The organism is Streptomyces sp. NPDC050674 (assembly GCF_040654575.1).
In the GTDB taxonomy this organism is placed as follows: Bacteria; Actinomycetota; Actinomycetes; order Streptomycetales; family Streptomycetaceae; genus Streptomyces.
On the sequence record NZ_JBFAIG010000002.1, the window covers coordinates 49,226 to 72,508 of the forward strand.

The following is a 23,283-nucleotide window of genomic DNA, read 5'->3' on the forward strand; positions in this document are numbered from 1 at the left end:
CCCCGGCAGGTCCGCCCGGCCCGGCACATCACCCGGGAAAACGCCCCGTGCTGCGCAATTCCCAGCGCCGCTCGGCGTAGGCCAGGTCGTCGCGCCACAGGCGCCCGGCCGTGCTCCGCATCAACGGGCGCAGCAACGGGGCCGCGGCCCGGGCCAGGGCGAAGCCGGGCCGGTCCGAGGTGGCGACGACCGCCTCGATCACGGCCGTCCGCGGCTGCCGCGCGTCCGGTGCGGTCAGCGGCGTGGCATGGGTCTCCACCACGGACGTGGCTCCCTCGCCGTCGGTGATGCGCATGACGACGGTGCGTGGCTCCGGCGCGGTGAACTCGGCCCGCACGGGCACCACCAGACGGCCCGCCACCCGGAAGGAGACGTCGACCACGAAGGCGTCGTCCTCGTCGCCCCGCGGCTCCCTCACGACCGTCAGGTCGACGAAGGAGTACGGGTGGAACCAGGAGCCGTGCCACGGGTCGAGGCGGTTGGCCACCACGTCCTGCGGCTCGCACCGCCCGGCCGCCGTGAACACGGCGTCCACCCCGGCTCCGGCGGCGGGACGGGCCGGAACCACCGGCCGCTCCGTCGGCTCCTCACCGCCGGCCGCGTCCAGCCGCACCCACACCAGCACCCCGTCGTCGTGGGCGGGGTACGGCAGCCAGCCCGCGAACGGGGAACCGTCCAGGGCCAGTCCGTGCCAGTGACACATCAAGGTGCCGCACACCACCCGGCTGTCCCGCAGCGGTGCCCCGAGGTGCGGGCAGACACCGGGCCCGGCCCGCAGGTCACCCGACCGCGAGCGCCACAGCACCACCTCCGCGCCGCCGACGGTCCTGCCGTAGGGGCGGCCGGGGCGCACGTCCCGGGAGGCGCCCACCACGAACCAGTTGCCACCGGGCCGTGCGCAGGCCCGTTTGAGCGCGTCCGCGATCAGCGCCGGCCGGGCCGCGCGCCAGGTCGGCGTCTGTTCCGCCCAGCCCGGGCCGCGGCGCCGCCGCAGCGGTGATGTCCAGCGTGCCTTGTCCGCTCGGTCAGCCACGGCCCGGTCCTCTCCGTTCCAGTGCGGCGCGATCCGCCGCGTGCCCCGCACGCCACCGTGCGGTGGCCACCTTCAGGACACCCGCCGCGGCGGTGGCCGCCCGCCGCCGGCGGGGCACCACGGCGCGGTGGTGCAGCACGGTGTAGTCGTGCCGCGCGATCGCGTCGAGGATGCCGCCGTACAGGGTGCAGGCGGCGCTGACGCAGGGGCGCACCCTCGGGTCGAGCATCGCGATGCCCGGCCGTGCCGTCCGGTACACGTCCCTGGTCATGGCCTCGGCCGCAGCCAGCGCCGCCCGGATGCGCGGGTCGCGGCGGCCGGTCCGCCGGCTCCAGAGCAGGAGCGCCCGGTCCACGCCGTGCGCGGCGAGCAGGTCGGCGGGCAGGTAGACACGGCCGCGGTCCAGGTCCTCGCCCACGTCCCGCAGGAAGTTGGTCAGCTGGAACGCCACACCGAGGGCCGCCGCGTGCGGAGCCGCCTCCTCGCGGGGGACGACCGTGCCCAGTACGGGCAGCATCTGAAGGCCGATCACCGCGGCCGAGCCGTGCATGTAGGCCCGCAGATCGGCGTAGGTCGGGTAGTCGGTGACGGTCAGGTCGGCGCGCATCGAGGCGAGGAAGTCGGCGAACAGGTCCACCTCGATGCCGTAGCGCTCGGCGGTGTCCGCCACGGCCCGGACCACCGGCTCGGTCCCGCCGCCGCTGCGCAGGGCGTGCGCGAGGTCGCCCTCCAGCCGCTTCAGCAGCAGGTCCCGCTCGTCGGGGGTCAGCCGCCGGTCCAGGTCGTCGACGATGTCGTCGGCCCAGCGGGCGAAGCCGTACAGCGCGTGCACGGCCGTACGGCGTTCCAGTGGGAGCAGGCGCGTGGCCAGGAAGTAGGTCCGGCCGTGCCGGGCGTTGAGCTGCCGGCACCGGCCGTAGGCGCTGCGCAGGCCGGGGTCGGTGATCCCGGCGGCGTCCAGTTCACGACGGGTCATGGGCACCTGCTCCGGTCGGGGCGGACGGGCGGTGGTGCGGGCGCCGGATCGCCCGGGTCGCCCGGGTGCGGCCCCCGGTGACGCGGGCGGCGGCGAGTTTGCCGCTGATGAGCACGGTCGGGACGCCGACGCCGGGCGTGGTCCCGCAGCCCGCGAGCACCACGTTGTCCAGGTCGCGTACGAGGTTGCGCGGCCGGAAGGGGCCGGTCTGGGCGAAGGTGTGGGAGACGGAGAAGGGACTGCCCGCCGCGTGCCCCTGGGCCGTCCAGTCGAGCGGGGTGACCAGCAGTTCCTCCTCCACGCCGGCCGCGAAGCCGTCGAGGCCGCGGCGTTCCAGCTCGGCGACCAGACGGTCCCGGTAGCGCGGGCCCAGGTCCCGCCAGGCGGCGGCGGAGGGGCCGACGTCGGTGTTGGGGCAGGGCGCCAGGACGTAGTGGAGGTGGCGGCCCGGCGGTGCCAGGGAGGGGTCGTGCGTGGTCGGCCGGGTGATCAGCAGTGACGGGTCGCTCATCAGCGTTCCCGAGCGGGTCAGTTCGTCGAAGGTGTCCTCCCACGCGGCGCCGAAGGACAGCGTGTGGTGGGCGAGGTGGGGCCAGGTGCGGTCGGTCCCGGCGTGCAGGACCACCGCGGACGGCGAGTGCCGCAGCCGGACCGGGCGCCGCGGTGCCCGGCCCAGCAGCCGGTGCGCGGCGGTCAGTTCACAGGTCAGCACCACCGCGTCGCACGGGATGCGCTCACCCGAGGCGAGGCGGACCGCCCGCACCCGGCCCGCGGAGCGTTCCAGCGCGTCCACCTCGGCCGACCAGCGCAGGTCGGCACCGGCCCCGGCCGCCACGTCCGCCATCGCCCGGGGCAGCGCGTGCATGCCGCCCTTCGGGAACCAGACACCGGCCACGGTGTCCATGTAGGCGATCACCGCGTAGGCCGCGAGGGCGCGGGCCGGTGCCACCCCGGCGTACAGGGCCTGGAAGGAGAAGACGCGGCGCAGACGGGCGTCGGAGAGGAAGCGGCCGATGCGGCCGTCCAGACGCCCGAAGCCGCCGAGCGCCGCCAGCCGGGCCAGGTCGGGGTGCGCCAGCTGCAGGGGCGAGTCGAAGTTCGTGTCGATGAACCGGCGCATCTGCGCCCGGTACAGCCGCTCCAGCCACTGGCGCAGCCGGCGGTAGCCGGCCGCCTCCACCGGTCCGGCGAAGCGCCGCACCTCCGCCTCCATGGCGTCGCCGTCGGTGTGCACGTCGAGCGACGTGCCGTCCGCGAAGCCCGCCCGGTAGGCGGGGTGCAGGGGCACCAGCTCGACGTGCCGTGCCAGGCTCTCGCCGACGGCCGCGAACGCCTCGTCGGCCAGGTGCGGCATCGTCAGCACGGTCGGGCCGGTGTCCGCCAGATAGCCGCCGAGCCGTACACGCCCGGCCCGGCCGCCCGGCCCGGCGTCCCGTTCGACGAGCGTGACCCGGCGGCCCGCGCCCAGCAGATGCAGGGCGCAGGCAAGACCGGACAGGCCGGCGCCCACCACCACGACATGGTCCGTGGGACCCGTCACCGTCCTCATACGAGCTCCTCCGCGGGCCGCGGGGCGATGCCCGAGGCCCGCTCGACCAGGGCGGCGAACTCCCGCCGTACGGCCGGTGCGGCGCCGGTCGCCTCGAAGTGCCGCACACCGGCTGCCGCCAGGCCGGCGATCCTCGCCTCGATCTCGGCCCGGGCACCCGTGCGCTCCAGCGCCGCCCGCATCCGCTCGACGGTGTGCTCCGGCCGTGCGTGCGCGCCCGGGGCGAGCAGGGCGGCGGCGTCCCGGTCGCCGGTGGCCTCGGCGAGCCGGACGGCGGCCGCGAGGAGCGGCGTGAGCTTGCGGGAGCGCAGATCGTCGTCGGCCGGTTTGCCGGTCAGCGCCGGGTCGCCGAAGGCCCCGAGGAGGTCGTCGCGCAGCTGGAACGCCAGCCCCGCGCACCGGCCCGCCGCCCGCAGCGCGCCCAGGACGGGTGCGTCCGCACCGGCCAGGGACGCGCCCAGGGCCAGGGGCCGGGCGACGGTGTACCGGGCGCTCTTCAGCACGGCGATGGTCTGGGCCTCCTCGGCACCGGACGAGCCGGTCGCCTGCGCGCGCAGGTCGCGGTACTGCCCGGCGACCATCTCGGTGCGCATGGCCCGCCACTCGGCGTACAGCCGGGAGCCGTGCGGTGCGGCCAGCGCCGTCTCCGTCAGCAGGTCGTCCGCCCACGCCAGCGCCAGGTCGCCCGCGAGCACGGCGGCCGACGTCCCGAACGACTCGGCGGACACGTCCGCCCGGCCCGCCCCGGCCTCCCGGGCCAGGTCCACGTGCATCGCCGGCGCGCCCCGGCGCAGTGGGGAACCGTCCATCACGTCGTCGTGGACCAGGGCGCAGGCCTGGAGCAGTTCGAGGGCGGCCCCCGTGCGCAGGACCGCGCCGGTGTCGCCGGTGCCGCCCGCGGCCCGCCAGCCGCACCACACGAACGCCGTACGCAGCCGCTTGCCGCCCCGCCGGACGAACGCGGCGAGACGCTCGGCCATGTCGTGGGCGAACACGGTGTCGATCTCACGGGCCTGCCGCAGCCGCGTGTCCAGCACCCGCTCCAGGACGTGCTCCACGGCGCGCGTGGCCCCGGGAGCGGTGAGCGGGGCACGGTTCGTCTCCGCCGGTCCGGCCGGCGTCGGCCGCGGTCCAAGCATGCGCAACCCCTTCTCGCTTCCGGTCATCCGCACATCAGTGCTTCCACGGACAGCGGTGTTTCGGATGCGCGTGCCGCCGGGGCTGTCAGCCGCCGCCGCGGGCCTGCCGGAAACGGGCCAGGCCCTCGCCGAGGTCGACGAGCGGCGCGGGGTAGCGCAGCCGGGCCCGCTCGCCGGCGGGCAGCCGCCACGGTTCGTGCACCGCCGCGCCGCCGACATCCGCCAGTTCGGGCACCCAACGGCGTACGTAGGCGCCGTCCGGGTCGTAGCGCCTGCCCTGGAGCACCGGGTTGAGGACGCGGTGGGGGCGGGTGTCGGTGCCGGTGCCCGCGACCCACTGCCAGTTCAGCTGGTTGTTGACGAGGTCGCCGTCCACCAGGAACCGCAGGAAGTGCCGGGCGCCGATCCGCCAGTCCACGTACAGCGTCTTGGTCAGGAAACTCGCCACCAGCAGCCGGGCCCGGTTGTGCATCCAGCCCTCGTGGCGCAGCTGGCGCATGCCCGCGTCGACCACCGGGTAGCCGGTGCGGCCCTCCCGCCACGCGGCGATGTCCTCGGCGGCCTCCTCCTCGCCGCGCCACCGGTCGCCCCGGCCGCGGTAGTCCCGGACGGACGTCTCGGGCCGGGCCGCGAGGACCTGGTGGTGGAAGTCGCGCCAGCACAGCTGACGGACGAACGCCTCCGCCCCGGCGCCGCCCTTCTCCCGGGCCCGCCGTACGACCTCCACCGGCGAGAGCGCCCCGAAGTGGAGGTAGGGCGACAGGCGCGAGGTCGCGTCACCGGCCAGGTCGTCGTGCCGCTCCTCGTACTGGGGCAGGCCGGTGTCCGCCCACCGGGCGAACCGGTCCCGGCCCGCCGTCTCCCCGCCGTCCGGGAGGCGCGGTGACAGGCCGGTCATGCCCGCCCGGGACGGCGGCTCCTCGCCGCGCACCGCGTCCGGGACGCGCACCGCGCGCGGCGCGGGCAGGGGGTCGCGCAGCCGTTCCCTGGACCAGCGGCGCATGTAGGGCGTGAACACGGCGAAGTGGTCGGAGCCGAGCGGTGTCACGGCCCCCGGCGCGACGGCGGTGACCACGCTGTCGTGCACCCGCAGCGCGATCCCCTCGGCGCCGAGCTCCTCGCGCAGCCGCTCCTCACGGCGGTGGGCGAAGCCGGTCACGCCCGCTGCCAGGTGCACCTGCGTGGCGCCGCAGGCGGCGGCGACCGCGCGGACCTCCCGGGCGACCGGGCCGCTGCGCACGACCAGCCGTCCGCCGCGCCGGCGCAGGGCCGCGTCCAGGTCGGCCAGGCAGTCGGCGAGGAAGGCGGCGCGGTTGGGCGCGTCGAAACCGGCGGCGTGGACGGCCGGGTCGCGGACGAACAGGGGCACCACCTCGTCGGCCGCTCGCAGCGCCGCGCGCAGGGGCGGGTGGTCGTGCAGGCGCAGGTCCGAGGTGAACAGGACGACCGCGGCGGTCATGGCGTCACTCCTGGTGCGGTGGTGCGGAATCCGGCTGGTGCTGCCGGGCACTTCGGCGCGCGCGGTGGCGCCGGACGCGCGGGCGCCCCGGGCCTGTGCGGGCGCCGCCACCGGACGCGGCCGCCCGGGCGATGTTGCGCGCCATGCCGCCGAAGACGACGGAGTGGAACGGGGCGACGCTCCACCAGTAGGCGTGGCCCAGCAGGCCGCGCGGATGGAACAGGGCCCGCTGCCGGTAGCGGGTGCGGCCCTCGGAGTCGGTCTCGGCGTACATCTCCAGCCAGGCCAGCCCGGGCAGCCGCATCTCGGCGCGCAGCCTCAGCAGACGACCCGGCTCGATCTCCTCGACCCGCCAGAAGTCCAGCGAGTCGCCGACCCGCAGCCGCTCGGTGTCCCGCCGTCCGCGGCGCAGCCCGACCCCGCCCGCGAACCGGTCGAGCCCGCCCCGGATCGCCCAGGCCAGGGAGGAGGAGTACCAGCCGTTGTCGCCGCCGATGCCCTCGATCACCCTCCACAGGGCCGCCCGGGACGCCTCGACCGGCCGCTGCCGCTCGTCCTGGTAGAGGCTGCCGCCCGCCCAGTCCGGGTCCGTGGGCAGCGGATCGCTGGGCGCCCCGGGCACCGAGGCCGACGACCAGCGCGTGGCGACCTGCGCCTCCCGCACCCGGCGCAGTGCCAGGGCGAGAGCCTCGTCGAAGGGCAGCGGCCGGCCCGGGGTGTCCGGTACGTACCGGGCGATGTCGTGTTCGTGGCAGACCACCTCGTGCCGAAGCGACTCGGTCAGCGGCCGGGCGAGGGAGGCGGGCACCGGGGTGACCAGGCCGACCCAGTGGCTGGACAGCCCCGGGGTGAGGACCGGGACCGGCAGGATGAACCGCTTCGGCAGCCCGGCCACGGCGGCGTAGCGCAGCATCATGTCCCGGTAGGTGAGGACGTCCGGCCCGCCGATGTCGAAGGCCCGGTCGACGTCGTCCGGCATGGTCGCCGACCCGACGAGGTAGCGCAGCACGTCCCGTACGCCGATGGGCTGGGTGCGGGTGTGCACCCAGCTCGGGGTGACCATGACGGGCAGGCGTTCGGTGAGGTAGCGCAGCATCTCGAACGACGCAGAGCCCGAGCCGATGACCACGGCGGCGCGCAGCACGGTGGCGGGGACGGGGGAGGCGAGGAAGATCTCTCCCACCTCGGCCCGGGAGCGCAGATGCGGGGACAGCGCCCCCTCGGGGACGCCACGCGGGGTGAGCCCGCCGAGGTAGACGATCCGCCGCACTCCCGCGGCCCGGGCCTGTTCGGCGAAGATCCGGGCCGCGGCGCGGTCGGTGTCCTCGAACCGGGGGCCGGATCCGAGGGCGTGCACCAGGTAGTAGGCGACGTCGACACCGCGCATCGCGCGGCCGACCGACTCCGCGTCGGTGACGTCCCCCTGGACGGTTTCGGCGTGCGCTGCCCACGGGTGGTCGCGGAGTTTGCCGGGCGAGCGGGCGAGACAGCGGACGCGGTGGCCCTCTTGCAGCAGCTCCGGCACCAGGCGCCCGCCGATGTAGCCGGACGCCCCGGTGACCAGGCAGTGCAACCGCCGCCCGTCCGTCGTCATGGTCGTGCCTCCGTCTCCGGTGCCGTCGACGTGCCGCCGGATCACGGCCGCGACGCGAACACTTCCGGTCCGGCGCCCCCGGCGGATGCACGGCACGGGCGGCTGCGACGGGTTCAGCCGGAGAGCGTGCCGCCGTCGGTCCGTCGCGGGGTCCGGCGGGCCAGGGCGCTCGGCCACCACGCCCGCGGCCCGATGTCGATCATCAGCGCGGGGACCAGCAGCGAGCGCACCACGAGCGTGTCGAGCAGCACCCCGAAGGCGACGATGAACGCGATCTGCACAGGAACGCCAGGGGGATCACCATCAGCGCCGCGAACGTGGCCGCGAGCACCACACCGGCCGAGGTGATCACACCGCCGGTGGTGGTCAGCCCGCGCAGCACCCCCTGCCGGTGGCCGTGCGCGAGCGCCTCCTCCCGGACCCGGGACATCAGGAAGAGTGTTGTAGTCGACGCCCAGTGCCACCAGGAACACGAAGCCGTACAGCGGCACCGACGCGTCCGTGCCGCCGGACCCGAGCAGGTGCGGGAAGACCAGCGCCGACACGCCCAGCGTCGCCAGGAAGTTGAGCCCCACGGTCGCGACCAGCAGCACCGGCACCAGCAGGGAACGCAGCAGCAGCATCAGGATCAGCAGGATGACGGCGAGCACGATCGGCACGATGACCGTCCGGTCCCGGGCGGCGGTCCGCTGGGTGTCGTACTGCTGCGCGGTGTACCCGCCGACCAGCGCGTCGGCCCCGGGCACCGCGTGCACCCGCGCGCGCAGCCGCTCGACCGTCTCCTTGGCGGCGTCGCTGTCCGCGGCCGCCGTCAGGGTGGCGTCGATGCGCACCCGCCCGTCGACGACGAGCGGTGTGCCCGCCCCGGGCCGCCCGGAGGCGGAGACGGCCCCGGCGAAGGCCACGCCCTCGGTGGCGCGCGCGGCGGCCGTCACCTCTGCCGTCCGGCCGGCGTCGGCGATGATGACGGCGGGGTTGCCGGACCCGCCGGGGAAGTGGGCGCCGAGCGTCTGCTGCGCGGCCACCGAGGGCGCGTCGTTCACGAAGATCTCGTCGAGCGGCACGCCCTTGGAGGACAGCGAGGGCGAGAAGGCCGCGCAGAGGGCCAGGACGAGTGCCGTCACCGCCCAGGTCCGCCGCGGACGGCGGCTCACCGTGCCGGCGACCCGGCGCCACACGCCTGTTCCCTCCGCGGAGGTCTGCGGGGGCCTGGGCCGGGAGGGCCAGTAGGCGGTGCGGCCCAGCAGGGCCAGCGCGGCCGGCAGGAAGGTGAGCGTGGTGAGCACCGCGCAGCCGATGCCGATGGCGCCCACCGGCCCGAGGGCGCGGTTGTTGGTGAGGTCGCTCGCGAGCAGGGCCAGCAGGCCGAGCGCCACGGTGGCGGCGCTGGCGGTGATCGCCCCGGACGACCGGCGCACGGCGGCCACCGCGGCCCCGAACCGGTCCTCGCGCAGGGCCAGTTCCTCGCGGAAGCGCGCCGCGAGCAGCAGGGCGTAGTCGGTGGCGGCGCCGATCACCAGGATCGACAGGATGCCCTGCACCTGCCCGTCGACCCGGACCACGTCCCGCTCGGCCAGCGCGTAGACCAGGGCGCAGGCGAGGCCCAGCGCGAAGACCGACCCGAGGATGATCAGGAGCGGCAGCAGGACGCTGCGGTACACCAGCAGCAGGATCAGCAGGACCGCGCCGAGGGCCACGGCCAGCAGCAGTCCGTCGATGCCCGCGAACGCGTCCGACAGATCGGCCTGGCTCGCCGCCGGTCCGGCGATCCGCACCGTGGTGCCCGGCACGGCCCGGGCCGCGTCGCGCACCGCGTCGAGGGCGGTGGGCAGTTCGTCGCCCAGGCCGGGCTCCAGGGGGACGACGGCCTGTATCGCCTGCCGGTCGTCGGAGAGCAGGGCGGGCGAGGGGCGGCCGACGACACCGGGCTTCCCGGCGAGCGCGCCGACGGCCCGGGCGGCCTCGGCCCGCCGCTCCTCGGAGAACCGTTCCCCGTCCGCCGTCCACACCACGATGGCCGGCACCGTCTCGGCCCGGTCGAACGCCTCACGGGCATCGAGCACGCGGGTGGACTCGGCGCTGCGGGGCAGGAAGGCGGCCTGGTCGTTGGTGGCGACCTCGCCGAGTCTGCCCGCGTAGGGACCGAGTGTGCCGCCGACCCCCAGCCAGACGAGGAGCAGGGCGAGCGGAACGAGCCATCGGGCCCGACGCTGTGCGGTTCTCATGCGCATCCCAAGCCGTAGAAAGTGAGCCACGGAAGGAGTAACTCACTCATAAAGTATCTCAATGATTGAGAGATACTAGGCTGGGGGGATGAACGGCTCCGGTGCATCCATGGCATCTCTTCCGGCGGACGACCCCACCGGGTTGCAGACCTTCGCCGTTCTGTTGCGCCGGATGAACAGCGAGTTCAACCGCATCGCCCAGGAGTTCGCCCAGGAACAGGGCCTGCACCTCACGGACATGCAGGCCCTGATCGCGATCCTGGACGCCGGCTCCGACCCGGACGCGGGGGACGAGCCCATGACGCCCGGCCGCCTGCGCGGGCAGCTCAACCTCACGTCCGGGGCGGTGACGGCGTGCCTCGACCGGCTGGAGCGGGCCGGGCACATCCGCCGGGTCCGCGACGCCGGGGACCGGCGCGTGGTGCACCTGCACTACGCCGAAGCGGCCCGGGGTCTGGCCCGGGACTACTTCCGGCCCCTGGCCCGGAGCACCGAAGCGGCCAGGGGCCGCTTCAGCCCCGAGGAACTGGACGTGGTGGTCCGGTTCCTCGCCGAGATGAACGCCGAACTCGTCCTCCTGCGCCGGGGTTCCGGCTGACGCCTTCCCCTACCGGTCGAACCCGGTGTCCCGGCTGCGCTTCTCCCACGCCAGGACCTCGTCGCGGACCTGGTCGAGGTGTCCGAGCACCGCGCTGACGCCGTCGTCGCCGAGGGGCAGGCGCAAAGGAGTGGACTCGGCGTCCAGCGCGGCCAGGATGAGAGCGGCCGCCTTGGCCGGGTCGCCCGGCTGCGTGCCGTCGCCGCCCTCGACCGCGCCGCGGGTCCGGCTCACCTTCCCGTACACCCCGCTGTCCGCGCTCGCCCCGGCCCGCCCGGCCTCGAAAAGCCCGGTGCGGAAGGCCCCCGGCTCCACGATCAGCACCTTGACGCCGAACTCCGCGACCTCGTCCGCGAGTCCCTCGGACATGCCCTCCAGGGCGAACTTCGTCGCGCTGTACGCCGAGAACCCCGCGAAGGACAGCTGCCCGCCCATGCTGCTCATCTGCACGATCGCGCCCGAGCGCCGCTCGCGCATGTGCGGCAGCACGGCCCGGGTGAGGGCGGCCGGGCCGAAGACGTGCACGTCGAACAGCGCCCGCAGCTCGTCCTCGGTGGTCTCCTCGAACGCCCCGACATGGGTCCGGCCCGCGTTGTTCACCAGGACGTCGATCCGCCCGTGCCGCGCCACGACGTCCCGTACGGCGGCCTCGGCGGCGCCGGTGTCGGCGACGTCCAGGCGCAGCGCCTCCACCCGGTCGGGATGGGCGGCGACCAGGTCGTCCAGGGCCTGAGGGCGCCGGGCCGCGCCCACCACCACGTCGCCGGCCGCCAGGGCGGCCTCGGCGATCGCCCGCCCGAACCCGCTGCTCGCGCCGGTGATCAGCCACACCTTGTTCATCACAACTCCCCGTCTCGTGTCGTTGACACCAACCACCCTTGTGTATACGGGTGTTGTACGTCCAAGACTTTCGGTGATAGCCGATGGGCATGACCATGGACGTACACCTGCGGGACCTGCGCTACTTCGTCGCGGTGGCCGAGGAACTGCACTTCACCCGCGCCGCCGAGCGCCTCTACGTGTCCCAGCCCGCGCTCAGCAAACAGATCCGGGCACTGGAGCGGCAGCTGGGCACCGAGCTGTTCCTGCGCGACCGGCACGGCGTAACCCTCACCGACACCGGTACGGCGCTGCTGCCGCACGCGCGCGGGCTGCTGGAGGCGTGGGAGGAGGCCGGGGCCGCGGTCGACGCCGTCCGGTCGGCGCGGCGCGCCGCGCTGGTCGTCGGCATGAGCACCAGCCCCGTCCGCGGCGGCCTGCTGCCCGCGATCCGCTCCCGCTTCACGGCGGCGCACCCGGAGGCCTCCCTGCGCCTGCGGCAGGTGAACTGGGAGGACCCGAGCGCGGGCCTGGCCGACGGCACCACCGACGTCGCGTTCGTCTGGCTGCCGCTGCCGGGCCAGGACCGCTACGACTGGACGGTCGTCGCCGAGGAACCGCTCATGGTCGCCCTCCCGGAGACGCACCCCCTCGCCGGGCGCGCCGCGGTCGACTTCGCCGACCTGCTCGACGAGCCGTTCCTCGCGTTGCCCGAGAGCACGGGCCCGCTGCGCGACTTCTGGCTCGCCCTCGACGCCCGCGGCGGCCGCCCGCCCCGCATCGGCGCCGAGATCGCGAGCACGGAGGAGACCTACGAGGCCCTCACCGCCGGCCTCGGCGTCTGCCTCGTGGCCGCGGGCAACGTCCCCCTGCTCACCCTCGGCGGAGTGACGACCCGCCCGGTCCACGGCGTCACCCCCGGCCGCTACGCCCTGGCCTGGCGCCGCGACGAGGCAGGACGGCCCCTGGTACGGGCGTACGCGGAGGCCTGCCGGCGGGTGACGGGCGGGGAGTGACCCCGGCGGCCGACGCGCACTTCACGCTCTACGACAAGGCGCTTGGGTCCGTGGACGGCCCGGTGACCGTCACGGCGCGCAAGGCCCTCGCGCCGGCGACGACTCCGCCGACCGCCGGGGAGGAGGGGACGCGCCACTCCGCAGCGCAGGTGTAGGGGCCGCCATAGCGGGGAGAAAGTGCCTGCGTAAAGCCCTCAGGGCCGCCATGTCATCACATCGAGTGATTCTCTGGCCTTTGCTTGCACCGCACAACCCAGGGTTGCCACGCTGTTGCTGTCTGTACAACCTGATGGGAGCGGCCAGTGACATTCGGTGAGCAGCCGGCGTATCTGCGCGTCGCGGGTGATCTCCGCCAGAAGATCGTCGACGGTCAGCTGCCACCGCACACCCGCCTCCCCTCCCAGGCCAGAATCCGCCAGGAGTACGGGGTCTCGGACACCGTCGCGCTGGAGGCCCGCAAGGTGCTCATGGCGGAAGGCCTCGTCGAGGGCCGCTCCGGCTCGGGGACGTATGTGCGCGAGCGGCCCGTGCCCCGGCGCATCTCCCGCTCCGGCTTCCGCCCGACCGGCGGGGCGACCGCGTTCCGCCAGGAGCAGGCCGACGGTGACGGCCGCGGCACCTGGGAGTCGAGCAGCGAGCAGTCCGAGGCGAGTGTCGCCGTCGCCGAGCGGCTGGGGATCGAGCCGGGCGAGCGGGTCATGTGCACCAGGTACCTCTACCGAGAGGGCGGCGAGGCGATGATGCTCTCCACGTCCTGGGAGCCCCTCGCCGTGACGGGGCGTACGCCCGTGATGCTGCCGGAGGAGGGGCCGGTCGGCGGCATGGGCGTCGTCGAGCGGATGCGCGCCATCGACGTGATCGTGGACAACGTCACGGAGGAGGTCGGCGCCCGGCCCGGCCTCGCCGAGGAGCTGCTCGTCCTGGGCGGCGTCCCGGGGCACGTGGTGCTGGTCATCCAGCGCACGTTCTACGCCTCCGGGCGCCCGGTGGAGACGGCCGACGTGGTCATCCCGGCCGATCGGTACCGGGTCGCCTACCACCTTCCGGTCAAGTAGCGAACACTCACATCCGCCCCGGCGCGCGCTCCCCGCATGCCCCGCTCACACGACGGCCGCGTGCGCGGACGCGGGCCCGGCCGGTGCGGGCCCCGCGGCCGGCTGTCGTTCACCCAGGTCGAGGCTGGTGTATGCGGTATGCCTCCCACGGGTTGCGCCGTAGTGCGCGGACGGCGCGTTCATCTGCGTGCGCCCCCTGTGTCCTGGCTTGTTGCGTACCTCTTTGTGAAAAGCCGTATTCGCTCCGTGAAGGTTAGGCGTAGGCTCGGGCATATGCGCATTGCGGTTTCCTTAGCGGGTGGGGCACGGCACAGGCCGCGGGTGGGAAGTGGAGGGGCGCGATGAACGACAGCACGGTCACTCTTCCCTGGCTCGTGATACGAGAGGACGACAACGGCAACCGCTACCGCGTGGGCCGGTACGCGACCCGGGCGGAGGCCCAGAAGATCGCGGACAGCCTCGACGGCCGCGGCCACAAGCAGCTGTACTGGGTCGAGCGGCTCGGCCAGAACGGCTCCGCCGTGGTGCACGACTGACTGCCGCGAGGCCGCCCCGGGAGGGGCGGCGGCGATCGGCGGGACTCCCGTAGGCTCCCCCGCATGAGTGAGCGGATCGTCGTAGGTGCCGCGCTGGTCGAGGACGGGCGGCTGCTGGCCGCCCGGCGCAGCGCCCCCGCCGAGCTGGCCGGGCGCTGGGAACTGCCCGGCGGCAAGGTCGAGCCCGGCGAGACGGCCGACGCGGCGCTCGCGCGGGAGCTGCGCGAGGAACTCGGCGTCGACGCCGAGGTGGGCGGGCGCGTCCCGGGCCAGTGGCCGCTGCGGCCCCCTTACGTCCTTCAGGTGTGGACCGCCCGGCTGCGGCCCGGCTCCGCCGCCCCCGAGCCCCTGGAGGACCACGACGAGCTGCGCTGGCTCGCCCCCGACGAGATCTGGGACGTGACCTGGCTGGAACAGGACGTCCCGGCCGTACGGCAGGCTCTCGCACATCTCGCCGTCGCCGGCCGCCTGGCGTCCGGCCACCCCGGCACCGGACCGGTGCGAGAACCCGGCGCCTGACGCAGGACGGGGGCGTGCGGCTTCGCCCCAGCGCTCCACGGGCGCCCCTGCGCCTTTCGTGTCACAGTGCGCCGTCTCGCGCGGTACTCCGCCCTGGATATCGGGTATGTGCCCATTAACCCCATGAAACCGGACATGGGTGAGGCTTCTGCCCGGGAAGTGATCGGCGTGATCGACCCCGAAGGCGGCTGCGCCGAGTGGACCTTTCCCGCCGAGCCGGGCGCCGTGCGCACCGCCCGTCAGGCCGTACGCGGCCAACTCCGTGACTGGAACCTCGACAGCCTCGCCGATCTCGCGGCCCTGCTGGTCAGCGAGCTGGTCACCAACGCCCTGCGGCACGCCACGGGCCCCATCGGAGTACGCCTGGTGCGCCCCTCCGGCCTCGGCGCCGTCCTCCTGGTCGAGGTCTCCGACCCGCTGCCGGACCCGCCCCGCGAGCGCGCCGCACGGCTGGAGGACGAGAGTGGCCGCGGACTGCACCTGGTGGCCTCGTCCTCCCGCCGCTGGGGTACCCGGCCGGGCACCACGGGCAAGACGGTCTGGTTCGAACTCGCGCTGCCGGAGTGAAAATCCGGTGTACGTACGTCCTCCCCCTGTAGAGCGATTGGTTCAGGCCAGTGGCGGTTGCCGGCGGACGGGGTTCGACGACGTGTCCCCTGGTTAGAAGACTGGAAGTGTTGTCACGGTCCGGACCGAAAACCATCGGGACCGTGCTGTGATCGTGAACACCGTGTTGTGCGGCACCGTAGTGCTGGATACTGCGGGCAGCCGCCCCCGGTGACCGGTGCCGGGCGCGGTGAGCTGGAGGGGACGGTTCGCGTGAGCGAGATACCAGCGAGGGCCTCGGAGTCCGGGGACCCGTCGGAGGGCGCGAGGGCGCGGGCTGCCGACAGCCCGGTCCCCGCGGTGGACGGTGCGCCCGCCGCCGAGATGGGGCGCTCCGCGGACGCGATCTGGCAGAGCAGTCCTCCCGGATCCATCTACGACTACATCAAGGTCGCGTCCTTCTCCATCGGCCCCGACGGGCTGGTCGAGCAGTGGAGCCTGCGCGCCGAGCACCTCTTCGGCATCCCCGGCGACCGCGCCGTCGGCATGGACCCCATCGAGGCGTTCATCGACCCGCGCCACCGCGAGCGCGGCATGCGCAAGATGGCCGAGATCCTCGACGGCCGCGAGTGGACCGGCGTGGTGCCCTTCCGGATGCCGAAGGGCGTCGAGGGGGAGTGCGGCCACGAGGGCCTCGCCGAGGTGTACGTCATGCCGACGCGTACCGAGGAGGGCGAGAAGGCGGCCGTCTGCATCGTCGTCGACGTGCGCACCCTGCGCAGCATCGAGACGGACCTGGCCGCCTCGCAGGCCATTTTCGGTCAATCCCCGTTCGGCTTCCTGCTGATCGACCCCGACCTGCGGGTCCGCCGCGCCAACCAGCGCTTCGCGTCCATCTTCGGCGGCACGCCCGACGACCACCGCGGCAAGGGCGTCCACGACTACCTCCCGCGCGGCGAGGCCGAGCGGGTCGCCGCGACCCTGCGCCGCGTGCTGGAGAGCGGCAACTCCATCACGGACATGCACGTCACGGGCTTCGTGCCGGGCTCCGACGAACGCCGGCACTGGTCGGTCAACCTCTACCGCGTGCACAGCGGTTCGGGACGCCCCATCGGCATCGCCTGGCTCGGCACCGACATCACCGCCCGGCGCGCCGCCGCCCGCGAGGCCGCCGCCGCCCGGCGCAACCTCGCCCTGCTGAACGAGGCGGGCGCCCGCATCGGCAACTCCCTCGACCTGGAGACCACCGCCCGCCAGCTCCTCGACGTGGTCGTCCCCGGCTTCTGCGACCTGGCCACCGTCGACCTCTACCAGGGACTGCTGGCCGGCGACGAGACCCCGCCGGGGCTCGCCGACGGCAGCGCCGAACTGCGCCGTGTGGCCTTCGCCAGCGCCGTGTCCGACGAGCCCTTCGCGGGCGCCGGTGTGCCCGTCTCGGTCGGCGCCGTCCACCACTACCCGTTCAACTCGCCCTGCGCGGACGCCCTGCGCACGGCCCGCCCGCAGATCGTCCCGGGCGAGGACGGCGGGCTCGTGCAGGGCACGCTCGCCGTGCCGATGGTCGCCCACGACACCGTCGTCGGGCTCGTGCAGTTCGCGCGCACCAAGGGCAGCGAGCCGTTCGGCGACCGCGACCGTGACCTGGCCGTCGAACTCGCCGCCCGGGCCGCGGTCTGCATCGACAACGCGCGCCTGTACCGGCGCGAGCACGAACGCGCGTTGATACTGCAACGGTCCCTGCTCCCGCCCGGCGACCCCGAGGCATCCGGCCTGGACATCGCCTGCCGCTACCTGCCCGGCAGCGTCAACACCGGCCGGCCCAGCGAGGTCGGCGGGGACTGGTTCGACGTCATCGAACTCCCCGGCCATCGCACCGCGCTGGTCGTCGGCGACGTCATGGGCCGCGGCCTGCGCGCCGCCGTCGCCATGGGCGAACTGCGCACGGCGGTCCGCACCCTGGCCCAGCTCGACCTGGAACCGGCCGAGGTGCTCTCCCAGCTGGACGAGATCGCCCGCAACCTCGGAGCCCCCGGCGGCGTGCAGCAGGCGACCCGGGCGGCCCGCCGCCCCCGCGAGGCGGACCTGTCGGAGGTGTACCTCGCCACCTGCGTCTACGCCGTCTACGACTCCGTCACCCGGCGCTGCACCTTCGCCAACGCGGGCCATCTGCCGCCCGTCCTGGTCGAGCCGGGCGAGCCGGCGCTGATGCTCGACGTGCCGCCCGGCATGCCGCTCGGCGTCGGCGGGGAACCCTTCGAGGAGGTCGAGGTCGAACTGCCCGAAGGCGCCCTGCTCGCGCTCTACACGGACGGCCTGGTCGAAAGCCGTGACCACCCCCTGGACGAGGGCCTCCAGGCCTTCGTCAGCGCTCTCGCCGACCCCACCCAGCCGCTGGAGGACGTCTGCGACCACGTCCTCAACACCCTCGACACCCATCACGGCGAGGACGACATCGCGCTGCTGATGGCACGTGTACAGGGACTGCCCACGGACTCCGTCGGCGACTGGACCCTGCCGCGCGAGCCGCGCAGCGTGGGCCGGGCCCGTGAGTACGCGCGCGCCCAGCTGCTCGCCTGGGACATGGAACCCCTGGTCGACACCACGGAGCTCCTCGTCAGCGAACTGGTCACCAACGCCCTGCGCTACGGCGAGGGCGAGATCCGCCTGCGCCTCCTGCTCGACCGCACCCTCGTGTGCGAGGTCTGGGACTCCGGCCTGGTCCAGCCCCGCCGCCGCCGAGCACGCGACACCGACGAGGGCGGCCGCGGCCTCCAGCTCGTCGGCCTGCTCAGCGCCGCGTGGGGCTCCCGCCGCACGCCCCGGGGCAAGACGGTGTGGTTCGAACTGCCCCTGCCCGGAGGCGACACGAGCCTGACGGATCCGGCGGAGGCGCTGCTGAGCCTCTTCTGACCCGCAACCGAACACGCATGCTGATCGTCCTCTCCGGCAACGTCAACGCGCCACCGGGGGGAGACGGCATGGCCCGCGCGGAAGCCGCCGACAGCGAGAACGCCGCAGCGCCCGAGGCGGACCCCGCGCCCGGTCATGACCGCCGCACGAGGCGCCGGCGCCTGCTCCGACGCACGGCCATCGCCCTGACCGTGCTCCTCCTGCTCCCCGTCCTCTGCGCGCTGACGGCCCTGCGCATCACCTACATGGGCGACCCGGCCGACGGCACCCGCACCCGCGGCCGCGACGCCCTCTGGCTCGGCCACGCCTGGATCGACGGCCGCAAGAAGGACGCCGACGTCACCGCGCTGGCCCGGCGCCTCGACGGCACCGGCATCCGCGACCTGTACGTCCACTCGGGACCGCTGGAACACGACGGCACCCTCCCCGAGTCGGCGTACCCGAGGGCGCGCTGGTTCATCGACGCCGTGCACGACAAGCTCCCCGGCGTCCGCGTCCAGGCGTTCCTGGGCGACGTGCTGGCCACCGAGAGCGAGGAGGGCATGCGCCTGGAGGAGCCGGGGACGCGCGCCGCCGTCCTGCGCTCCGCCCGCCAGATCCTGGACACCGGTTACGAGGGCGTCCACCTCGACCTGGAGCCGCTGCACTCCGGCGACCGGAACTACCTCGCCCTCCTCGACGCCCTGCGCGCCGAGACCCGCTCCCGGGGCGCCCGGCTGTCGGTCGCCTCACACCAGATCGACCCGCTCCCGGCCTTCCACACCCTGTGGGGCGGCGTCACCGGCCACCCCAAGTGGTGGTCGCAGGAGTTCTTCGGCCAGGTCGCCCGCCGCGTCGACCAGATCGCCATGATGTCGTACGACACGATGCAGCCCCTCGAGAGCACCTACGGCGGCTATGTCGCGCAGCAGACCTCCCTCGCGCTGGAGGTCACCCCGCCCTCCACCGACCTGCTGATGGGCCTGCCCTTCTTCCACGAGAACCGCTTCGGGCACTGGGACCACGCCGAGACCGTCCCCGCCGCCGTACGCGGTGTCCGCCTGGGCCTGTCCCGCACGGACGCCGACCGGGCCCGGTTCGGCGTCGCGCTGTACATCGACTTCGCCGCCACCGAGGCCGACTGGCGTGCCTACAAGGAGGACTGGGTGCGATGACCGGGTCCGAGCCGCCCCGTCAGCCTGCCGAGGAGCGCCTCCTGATCTTCGAACCGAGCCACACCAGCGGGTCGTACTTGCGGTCGGCAGCCCGTTCCTTCAGGGGGATCAGGGCATTGTCGGTGATCTTGATGCCCTCGGGGCAGACCTCCGTGCAGCACTTGGTGATGTTGCAGTAGCCGAGGCCGTGGTCGTCCTGGGCGGTGGTCTTGCGGTCCAGGCCCGCCTCCGCCGCCGCGTCCAGCGGATGCATGTCCAGCTCCGCCACCCGCATCAGGAAGCGGGGCCCGGCGAACGCCTGCTTGTTCTCCTCGTGGTCCCGCACCACATGGCAGGTGTCCTGGCACAGGAAGCACTCGATGCACTTGCGGAACTCCTGCGGCCGGTCCACGTCCTCCTGCATCATGCGGTACTCGCCGGGCCCCACACCGGCCGGCGGCACGAAGGCGGGGACCTCCCTGGCCTTCTGGTAGTTGAAGCCGACGTCCGTGACCAGGTCGCGGATCACCGGGAAGGCGCGCAGGGGCGTGACCGTGATCGTCTCCGCCCGGTCGAAGACCGACATGCGCGTCATGCACATCAGCCGCGGGCGGCCGTTGATCTCCGCCGAGCAGGAACCGCACTTGCCGGCCTTGCAGTTCCAGCGCACGGCGAGATCGGGCGCCTGGGTGGCCTGGAGGCGGTGGACGATGTCGAGCACCACCTCGCCGTCGTTGACCTCGACCTCGAAGTCCTCAAGGCCGCCGCCGCTCACGTCCCCGCGCCACACCCTGAAGTGGGCCGTATAGCCGCTCATTCGTGGAGCTCCTCTTCGGCGAGGTACTTGACCAGCTCCTCCTTGTCGAACAGGGCGAGCAGGTCGGCACGGACGGGTTCGGTGGTCTCACGGGTGAGGGTGATCTGGCCGCGGACCGGGTCCGTCGCCGCCAGGCCGCCCGTCGGGTCGGTGAGCGCGCACAGCAGGTTGATCCGGCGCCACGCGCGGTCCATGCCCGGGTGGTCCTCCCGGGTGTGCCCGCCGCGCGACTCGGTGCGCTCCAGCGCGGCCCGCGCCACGCACTCGCTGACCAGCAGCATGTTCCTCAGGTCCAGGGCGAGGTGCCAGCCCGGGTTGAACTGCCGGTGCCCCTCGACCCCGGCCCGGCGCGCCCGGACCCGCAACTGGGCCAGTTTCTCCAGGGCCTGCTTCATCTCCGTCTCACGGCGGATGATGCCGACCAGGTCGTTCATGGTCTGCTGGAGTTCCTGGTGCAGGGCGTACGGGTTCTCCGGCGGGCCGCCCGCCGGTTCCTCGGTCTCCGCCTCGGCCGAGAAGGGCCGCAGGGCCTCGGCCGCCGCCGCGTCGACCTGGGCGTCGTCCACCGCGGGCCGCGTCCCGCCCAGCTCCGCCACGTACTCGGCCGCGTGCCGGCCCGCCCGGCGGCCGAACACCAGCAGGTCGGACAGGGAGTTGCCGCCCAGCCGGTTCGAGCCGTGCATGCCGCCGGCGACCTCACCGGCCGCGTACAGCCCGGGCACCCCGCGCGCCGCCGCCGTGTCGGACTCGACCGCGACCCCGCCCATCACGTAGTGGCAGGTCGGCCCGACCTCCATCGGCTCGGCCGTGATGTCGACGTCCGCCAGCTCCTTGAACTGGTGGTACATCGACGGCAGCCGCCGCTTGATCACCTCGGCGGGCATGCGCGTCGACACGTCGAGGAACACGCCCCCGTGCGGGGAGCCGCGCCCCTCCTTCACCTCGGCGTTGATCGCCCGGGCGACCTCGTCGCGGGGGAGCAGCTCGGGGGGACGCCGGTTGTGGTCCGGGTCGTCGTACCAGCGGTCGGCCTCCTCCTCCGTCTCGGCGTACTTGTCCTTGAAGACGTCGGGGACGTAGTCGAACATGAACCGCTTGCCGTCGGAGTTGCGCAGCACCCCGCCGTCGCCGCGCACCGACTCGGTGACGAGGATGCCCTTGACCGACGGCGGCCAGACCATGCCGGTCGGGTGGAACTGCACGAACTCCATGTTCAGCAGGGGAGCGCCCGCGAGGAGGGCCAGCGCGTGGCCGTCGCCGGTGTACTCCCACGAGTTCGACGTCACCTTGAAGGACTTGCCGATACCGCCCGTCGCGATCACCACGGCCGGTGCCTCCAGCACGAAGAAGCGGCCCGACTCGCGCTCGTAGGCGAAGACGCCCGAGACGCGGCCGTCCTCCTTCAGGACACGCGTGACCGTGCACTCCTGGAAGACCTTCAGCCGGGACTCGTAGTCGCCGGTCTCCTTGAAGTCCTCCTGCTGGAGGGCGACGATCTTCTGCTGGAGGGTGCGGATCAGCTCCAGACCCGTGCGGTCGCCGACGTGGGCGAGGCGCGGGTACTCGTGGCCGCCGAAGTTGCGCTGCGAGATCCGGCCGTCCTTCGTCCGGTCGAACAGCGCGCCCCACGTCTCCAGCTCCCAGACCCGGTCCGGGGCCTCCTGGGCGTGCAGCTCGGCCATGCGCCACTGGTTGAGGAACTTGCCGCCCCGCATGGTGTCGCGGAAGTGGACCTGCCAGCTGTCGTTGGGGTTGGCGTTGCCCATGCTGGCCGCGATGCCGCCCTCGGCCATCACCGTGTGGGCCTTGCCGAACAGCGACTTGCAGATCACGGCCGTGCGGGCGCCGCGCTCGCGTGCCTCGATGGCCGCGCGCAGGCCCGCGCCGCCCGCGCCCACCACGACGACGTCCCACTCCTGCCGGTCGACCACGGACATCAGAACAACCTCGGATCGTCGAAGGCACCGGACGCGACCAGATAGACGTAGAAGTCGGCGAGCGCCACGCTCACCAGCGACGCCCAGGCGAGCTGCATGTGCCGGGCGTTGAGCTTCCCCACCCACTGCCACATCCGGTAGCGCACGGGGTGCCGGGAGAAGTGCTTGAGCTTGCCGCCGACGATGTGCCGGCAGGAGTGGCAGGAGAGGGTGTACGCCCAGATCAGCACGATGTTGACCAGGAACACCAGCGTGCCGAGACCCATGTGGCCCCAGGCGTAGGTCTCGTCGCGGAAGGCGAGCACGGTGTCGTAGGTCAGGATTCCGGCGACCACGATCGCGGCGTAGAAGAAGTACCGGTGGATGTTCTGAAGGACCAGCGGGAAGCGGGTCTCACCGGTGTACTTCTTGTGCGGCTCGGCCACCGCGCAGGCCGGCGGCGAGGCCCAGAAGCCCCGGTAGTAGGCCTTGCGGTAGTAGTAGCAGGTCAGGCGGAAGCCGAGCGGGAAGACCAGGATGATGATCGCCGGCGAGATGCCCCACCAGCTGCCGAAGATCTCCCAGTTCGGACCTGACCGCATCGGCTCGCACCGCTCCGCCAGGCAGGGGGAGTAGAAGGGCGAGACGTACGGTGCCGCGTAGTAGTCGGTGTCGGCGAAGGCCCGCCACGTCGAGTAGACGATGAAGGCGAGCAGGCCCGCGGCCGTGCCGGCCGGGGCCAGCCACCAGCGGTCGGTGCGCAGGTGCGGGGCGGTGATCGCGGCCCGCGCAGCGCCCCGCACACCGCCGCTTCGGGGCTGGGGTTCGGTGGCAGGGGGTTCCGTACCAGTGGCCACGTGACGACTCCGGTCGGTTTCGGGTTGAGGTGCCGGTCGCGCTCGACTCCTCCCCGGGTCAGGGAGCGCGCCGGTCCCGGGCGCCCAGACCCTCGTCGTCCGAGTCGACCCACAGCGACGGGTCGTACGGCGCGTCCGAGATGGTGACCAGCTCGGGGCGGTTCGGCGCGGTCGGTGACGCGGCGGCGTCGCGCAGCAGGGCGACGCTCTCGCGCAGGTGGCTGGCGTCGGCCCGGACGCGGCGCATCTCCAGGCCGCCGGTACCGAGCTGCTTCTCCAGGCGTCCCAGCGACCGGAACACTTCGTCGAGACTGCGCTGGACTGACATCAGTTCGTCGTGAACGGACATGACTTGCCCTCACTTCCGCGGGTCCTTCGGTGGCCCAAGGCGGCAACGTCCATGCGCCTGCGAGTGTTGCGCGTCACACCTTGTGCTGTGAAGGGATGTGCATCGATTGGCCGAGGCGCGTGGGTGCACTGTGCGGTGCGTTGCGCCGCACGGGTGGCTTCCCGTCCGTGACCGCCGTGTCGCCCTGTGTTGCCGAACCCTTTCCTCTTCAGTGGCCGCATACATCAGATGAACTCC

Annotated in this window: 20 protein-coding genes and 1 pseudogene; 9 read left to right on the plus strand and 12 right to left on the minus strand. The window is 73.6% G+C overall.

All coding sequences use genetic code 11. The features are described from left to right. Nucleotides 1–28: 28 nt before the first annotated feature. The 7 genes and pseudogenes from AB0I06_RS03540 to AB0I06_RS03570 all read right to left on the minus strand — a co-directional run bounded on the left by AB0I06_RS03540 (nt 29) and on the right by AB0I06_RS03570 (nt 9,975). Nucleotides 29–1,033, minus strand: a complete 1,005-nt coding sequence (locus AB0I06_RS03540; protein ID WP_363117074.1) for a DUF5914 domain-containing protein — start codon at nt 1,031–1,033, stop codon at nt 29–31. After that, nucleotides 1,026–2,009, minus strand: coding sequence for a phytoene/squalene synthase family protein (locus AB0I06_RS03545; RefSeq protein WP_363117075.1), 984 nt, complete (start codon nt 2,007–2,009; stop codon nt 1,026–1,028). The genes AB0I06_RS03540 and AB0I06_RS03545 overlap by 8 nt, the downstream gene beginning before the upstream one ends. Further along, a complete protein-coding gene (gene crtI / locus AB0I06_RS03550) occupies nt 1,996–3,558 on the minus strand; it encodes a phytoene desaturase family protein (protein WP_363117076.1) in 1,563 nt (520 codons plus the stop codon). Before crtI ends, AB0I06_RS03545 begins: the two co-directional genes overlap by 14 nt. Then, nucleotides 3,555–4,697, minus strand: coding sequence for a polyprenyl synthetase family protein (locus AB0I06_RS03555; RefSeq protein WP_363117077.1), 1,143 nt, complete (start codon nt 4,695–4,697; stop codon nt 3,555–3,557). Before AB0I06_RS03555 ends, crtI begins: the two co-directional genes overlap by 4 nt. Before the next feature lie 85 nt (nt 4,698–4,782). Further along, nucleotides 4,783–6,156 carry a deoxyribodipyrimidine photo-lyase gene (locus tag AB0I06_RS03560; RefSeq protein ID WP_363117078.1) on the minus strand — a complete coding sequence of 458 codons (1,374 nt, stop codon included), beginning with the start codon at nt 6,154–6,156 and terminating at the stop codon, nt 4,783–4,785. Nucleotides 6,157–6,160: 4 nt separating this feature from the next. After that, a complete protein-coding gene (locus AB0I06_RS03565; RefSeq protein WP_363117079.1) occupies nt 6,161–7,750 on the minus strand; it encodes an SDR family oxidoreductase in 1,590 nt (529 codons plus the stop codon). A 113-nt stretch (nt 7,751–7,863) separates the two neighbouring features. Beyond that, nucleotides 7,864–9,975, minus strand: a pseudogene (locus AB0I06_RS03570) (MMPL family transporter). Nucleotides 9,976–10,084: 109 nt separating this feature from the next. On the opposite strand from AB0I06_RS03570, the gene AB0I06_RS03575 reads away from it, so the two are divergent. Beyond that, on the plus strand, nt 10,085–10,573 hold the full coding sequence (locus AB0I06_RS03575; RefSeq protein WP_363117080.1) for a MarR family winged helix-turn-helix transcriptional regulator: 489 nt from the start codon (nt 10,085–10,087) through the stop codon (nt 10,571–10,573). A 9-nt stretch (nt 10,574–10,582) separates the two neighbouring features. Here AB0I06_RS03575 and AB0I06_RS03580 read toward each other — a convergent pair whose 3' ends face one another. Then, nucleotides 10,583–11,413 carry an oxidoreductase gene (locus AB0I06_RS03580; RefSeq protein ID WP_363117081.1) on the minus strand — a complete coding sequence of 277 codons (831 nt, stop codon included), beginning with the start codon at nt 11,411–11,413 and terminating at the stop codon, nt 10,583–10,585. An 83-nt stretch (nt 11,414–11,496) separates the two neighbouring features. On the opposite strand from AB0I06_RS03580, the gene AB0I06_RS03585 reads away from it, so the two are divergent. The 8 genes from AB0I06_RS03585 to AB0I06_RS03620 all read left to right on the plus strand — a co-directional run bounded on the left by AB0I06_RS03585 (nt 11,497) and on the right by AB0I06_RS03620 (nt 19,128). Beyond that, nucleotides 11,497–12,408, plus strand: a complete 912-nt coding sequence (locus tag AB0I06_RS03585; RefSeq protein ID WP_363117082.1) for a LysR family transcriptional regulator — start codon at nt 11,497–11,499, stop codon at nt 12,406–12,408. Further along, nucleotides 12,405–12,563, plus strand: coding sequence for a hypothetical protein (locus AB0I06_RS03590; RefSeq protein ID WP_363117083.1), 159 nt, complete (start codon nt 12,405–12,407; stop codon nt 12,561–12,563). The genes AB0I06_RS03585 and AB0I06_RS03590 overlap by 4 nt, the downstream gene beginning before the upstream one ends. A 147-nt stretch (nt 12,564–12,710) precedes the next feature. Beyond that, nucleotides 12,711–13,463, plus strand: a complete 753-nt coding sequence (locus AB0I06_RS03595; RefSeq protein WP_363117084.1) for a GntR family transcriptional regulator — start codon at nt 12,711–12,713, stop codon at nt 13,461–13,463. A 341-nt stretch (nt 13,464–13,804) separates the two neighbouring features. Further along, a complete protein-coding gene (locus AB0I06_RS03600) occupies nt 13,805–13,999 on the plus strand; it encodes an SPOR domain-containing protein (RefSeq protein ID WP_363117085.1) in 195 nt (64 codons plus the stop codon). Nucleotides 14,000–14,062: 63 nt separating this feature from the next. Further along, nucleotides 14,063–14,518: a (deoxy)nucleoside triphosphate pyrophosphohydrolase gene (locus AB0I06_RS03605; protein WP_363117086.1), complete on the plus strand. Its 456-nt coding sequence runs from the start codon at nt 14,063–14,065 to the stop codon at nt 14,516–14,518. Nucleotides 14,519–14,653: 135 nt separating this feature from the next. Beyond that, nucleotides 14,654–15,085, plus strand: a complete 432-nt coding sequence (locus AB0I06_RS03610; protein ID WP_363117087.1) for an ATP-binding protein — start codon at nt 14,654–14,656, stop codon at nt 15,083–15,085. A 252-nt stretch (nt 15,086–15,337) separates the two neighbouring features. Beyond that, nucleotides 15,338–17,974 carry a SpoIIE family protein phosphatase gene (locus AB0I06_RS03615; RefSeq protein WP_363117088.1) on the plus strand — a complete coding sequence of 879 codons (2,637 nt, stop codon included), beginning with the start codon at nt 15,338–15,340 and terminating at the stop codon, nt 17,972–17,974. Between the two features lie 17 nt (nt 17,975–17,991). Then, the gene (locus tag AB0I06_RS03620; RefSeq protein ID WP_363117089.1) at nt 17,992–19,128 is read left to right on the plus strand and encodes a hypothetical protein; all 1,137 of its coding nucleotides are present in this window, start codon (nt 17,992–17,994) and stop codon (nt 19,126–19,128) included. A 19-nt stretch (nt 19,129–19,147) separates the two neighbouring features. On the opposite strand, the gene AB0I06_RS03625 is transcribed toward AB0I06_RS03620, so the two are convergent. Genes AB0I06_RS03625 through AB0I06_RS03640 form a run of 4 tightly spaced genes read right to left on the minus strand, consistent with a single transcriptional unit; the run spans nt 19,148 to nt 23,046 of the window. Then, the gene (locus tag AB0I06_RS03625; protein ID WP_363117090.1) at nt 19,148–19,924 is read right to left on the minus strand and encodes a succinate dehydrogenase/fumarate reductase iron-sulfur subunit; all 777 of its coding nucleotides are present in this window, start codon (nt 19,922–19,924) and stop codon (nt 19,148–19,150) included. Then, the gene (locus AB0I06_RS03630; RefSeq protein ID WP_363117091.1) at nt 19,921–21,861 is read right to left on the minus strand and encodes a fumarate reductase/succinate dehydrogenase flavoprotein subunit; all 1,941 of its coding nucleotides are present in this window, start codon (nt 21,859–21,861) and stop codon (nt 19,921–19,923) included. The genes AB0I06_RS03625 and AB0I06_RS03630 overlap by 4 nt, the downstream gene beginning before the upstream one ends. Next, entirely contained in the window at nt 21,861–22,697 is an 837-nt protein-coding gene (locus AB0I06_RS03635) for a hypothetical protein (protein WP_363117092.1), read from the minus strand. Before AB0I06_RS03635 ends, AB0I06_RS03630 begins: the two co-directional genes overlap by 1 nt. 58 nt (nt 22,698–22,755) lie before the next feature. Beyond that, on the minus strand, nt 22,756–23,046 hold the full coding sequence (locus AB0I06_RS03640) for a hypothetical protein (RefSeq protein WP_363117093.1): 291 nt from the start codon (nt 23,044–23,046) through the stop codon (nt 22,756–22,758). Nucleotides 23,047–23,283 lie beyond the last annotated feature (237 nt).